The 3,020-nt window shown below is 37.4% G+C and carries 2 protein-coding genes, 1 tRNA gene, 1 rRNA gene and 1 pseudogene; 4 read left to right on the forward strand and 1 reads right to left on the reverse strand.

Features of this window, described 5'->3' with window-relative positions; genetic code table 11:
* Positions 1–94: ribosomal RNA gene (gene rrf / locus B7699_RS00010) — 5S ribosomal RNA — on the forward strand; the annotation flags it as partial.
* Between the two features lie 5 nt (positions 95–99).
* Positions 100–173, forward strand: a tRNA-Asn gene (locus B7699_RS00015).
* Positions 174–251: 78 nt separating this feature from the next.
* Here the strand turns inward: B7699_RS00015 and B7699_RS00020 are convergent.
* Positions 252–543, reverse strand: a pseudogene (locus tag B7699_RS00020) (transposase family protein); the annotation flags it as partial.
* A gap of 480 nt (positions 544–1,023) precedes the next feature.
* Between B7699_RS00020 and comW the strand changes: the two are divergent.
* Together comW and B7699_RS00030 are read left to right on the forward strand one after the other, a co-directional pair.
* On the forward strand, positions 1,024–1,260 hold the full coding sequence (comW, locus tag B7699_RS00025; RefSeq protein WP_084926795.1) for a sigma(X)-activator ComW: 237 nt from the start codon (positions 1,024–1,026) through the stop codon (positions 1,258–1,260).
* Between the two features lie 230 nt (positions 1,261–1,490).
* Positions 1,491–2,777 carry an adenylosuccinate synthase gene (locus B7699_RS00030; RefSeq protein WP_001832534.1) on the forward strand — a complete coding sequence of 429 codons (1,287 nt, stop codon included), beginning with the start codon at positions 1,491–1,493 and terminating at the stop codon, positions 2,775–2,777.
* The last annotated feature ends 243 nt before the right edge of the window (positions 2,778–3,020 follow it).

Genomic DNA, 3,020 nt, shown 5'->3' on the forward strand with positions numbered 1-3,020 from the left:
ATACACCTGTACCCATGCCGAACACAGAAGTTAAGCCCTAGAACGCCGGAAGTAGTTGGGGGTTGCCCCCTGTGAGATATGGAAGTCGCTTAGCTTTATTCCGCCATAGCTCAGTTGGTAGTAGCGCATGACTGTTAATCATGATGTCGTAGGTTCGAGTCCTACTGGCGGAGTAGTTGATTAAGAGAGGCTTAGTCCTCTTTTTTTGTTATATAATTAATAATCTATCTCGCACCTAACGAAGCGAGATATTTTTTGACGATAGAAGTTTCAGACATCATCATTTTTGAACACTGATAGCACTTAAAAAGACGTTTTCTAAGTAGAATTCTAGTAGCCATACCAGTCGTTTCAAGGTAAGGGATCTTAGACGGTTTTTGAAAGTCATATTTCTTTTTGACTTCCACAATCAGGACAATATTGGGCATCATAATCCAGTCTAGCGATGATTTCTTTGTGAGTATCCCTATTGATGATATCTATAATTTGGATATTGGGGTCTTTAATATCGAGTAGTTTTGTGATAAAATGTAATTGTTCCATATGATTCTTTCTAATGAGTTGTTTTGTCGCTTTTCATTATAGATCTTATGGGACTTTTTTTCTACACAAAAATCGGCTCTATAATATCTATAGGGGATTTACCCACTACAAATATTATAGAGCCTTAATAATCTATTTAGTGTTATTTGGTGTGAGATATTTTTGCTGAGTAAAGTTTCAGAGCCCTCCGTTTTCGAGTAATGTACCACAGTTTTAAGGAGATCTTTTTAGTACTTTAATCGAGGATAGCGAAGAGGCTAAACGTGGCGGACTGTAAATACGCTCCTTCGAGGGATTCGAATCCTTCCGCTTCCATTATCTTAGTTTTTGAAATTTAGGTAGTAAATTTTTTCCTATTCTGTCAACTTTTCCTATTTGTTATCTTTTTGAGGTTGGTATTTGAGCAATTCAGGATTTTATAATAACTGTTTATAATTTTTTGTTAGAATAAGGTCATAAAAAGTAAAGGAGTGTATGCTTATGCTACAAAATATTTATGATCAGATGACTGATTTCTATGACAGTATCGAAGAAGAGTATGCTACTTTCTTTGGTAATAATTGGGACTGGGAACATTTTCATTTTAAATTTTTGATTTATTATTTAGTTAGATATGGTATTGGGTGTCGTAGGGATTTTATCGTTTACCATTATCGTGTTGCTTATCGTTTGTATCTTGAAAAGATGATAATGAAACAAGGTTTTATTTCTTGTTGAGATAGTCTGAGTTAATTTCCGAACAAACTTACTTTTTTATGGCAATATAACAATAAATAGCTGGTAATTTTTCTAAAACATTTTTTAATAGTTGGAAATAGCAAATCTTTCTATTGTTTCTTCTTGATAAAAAGGCGATTTTTTCTTATAATAAATTGTAAGATATAATTGCAGGTGAGAGTCCTGCCATGTATGTGAGAAAGGAAGAGCCTGAGGGCTCAGACAAGATTATGACTTCAGTTGTTGTTGTAGGTACCCAGTGGGGTGATGAAGGTAAAGGGAAGATTACAGACTTCCTTTCAGCGAATGCAGAAGTGATTGCACGTTACCAAGGTGGTGATAATGCAGGTCACACGATTGTGATTGATGGTAAGAAATTTAAGTTGCACTTGATTCCATCTGGAATTTTCTTCCCTGAAAAAATCTCTGTTATTGGGAATGGTATGGTTGTAAATCCTAAATCTCTTGTAAAAGAGTTGAGCTATCTTCATGAGGAAGGTGTTACAACTGATAACTTGCGTATTTCTGATCGCGCGCATGTTATTTTGCCTTATCATATCGAGTTGGATCGCTTGCAAGAAGAAGCTAAGGGCGACAATAAGATTGGTACTACAATCAAGGGAATTGGTCCAGCTTATATGGACAAGGCTGCTCGTGTTGGGATTCGTATTGCAGATCTTTTGGATAAAGATATTTTCCGTGAGCGTTTAGAACGTAACCTTGCTGAAAAGAATCGTCTTTTTGAAAAATTGTATGACAGTAAAGCGATTGCTTTCGATGATATTTTTGAAGAGTATTATGAATATGGTCAACAAATCAAGAAATATGTGACAGACACATCTGTTATCTTGAATGATGCGCTTGATAACGGTAAACGTGTGCTTTTTGAAGGTGCACAAGGTGTTATGCTAGATATCGACCAAGGTACCTATCCATTTGTTACGTCATCAAACCCTGTGGCTGGTGGTGTGACCATTGGTTCTGGTGTTGGTCCAAGTAAGATTGACAAGGTTGTAGGTGTATGTAAAGCCTATACGAGTCGTGTAGGAGACGGTCCTTTCCCAACTGAGTTGTTTGATGAAGTGGGAGAACGTATCCGTGAAGTCGGTCATGAATATGGTACAACAACTGGTCGTCCACGTCGTGTGGGATGGTTTGATTCAGTTGTGATGCGCCATAGCCGTCGCGTTTCTGGTATTACTAACCTTTCATTGAACTCTATCGATGTTTTGAGTGGTTTAGATACTGTGAAAATCTGTGTGGCCTATGATCTTGATGGTCAACGTATTGACTACTATCCAGCTAGTCTTGAGCAATTGAAACGTTGCAAGCCTATCTATGAAGAGTTGCCAGGTTGGTCAGAAGATATTACTGGAGTTCGTAATTTGGAAGATCTTCCTGAGAATGCGCGTAACTATGTTCGTCGTGTGAGTGAATTGGTTGGCGTTCGTATTTCTACTTTCTCAGTAGGTCCTGGTCGTGAACAAACAAATATTTTAGAAAGTGTTTGGTCCTAAGAGATTTTTAAGATTTGTTTAAGATAGGTCGGGTATACTATAGACAGTTACAAGAAGACCTCCTAACTTGTTGTAACAAATATCCTAAACTTTTCTTTTTCATAATAATCTCCCTATAAAGTCACCGCATTCGGTGGCTTTTTTTGTCTTATGTGACTATTAGTCCGTCTCGCTCCGTTAGGTGCGAGACAAAACAACCACCCGCTATGCGGGTGCGCGTCGAAGGTTATACCAAAAAAACTC

The organism is Streptococcus mitis (assembly GCF_002096835.1).
Classification (GTDB): domain Bacteria; phylum Bacillota; class Bacilli; order Lactobacillales; family Streptococcaceae; genus Streptococcus; species Streptococcus mitis_W.

Excerpts from the sequence above, each read along its gene's own strand:
- comW (WP_084926795.1), top strand. The coding sequence starts at position 1,024 with ATGCTACAAAATATTTATGATCAGATGACTGATTTCTATGACAGTATC.
- B7699_RS00030 (WP_001832534.1), top strand. The coding sequence starts at position 1,491 with ATGACTTCAGTTGTTGTTGTAGGTACCCAGTGGGGTGATGAAGGTAAA.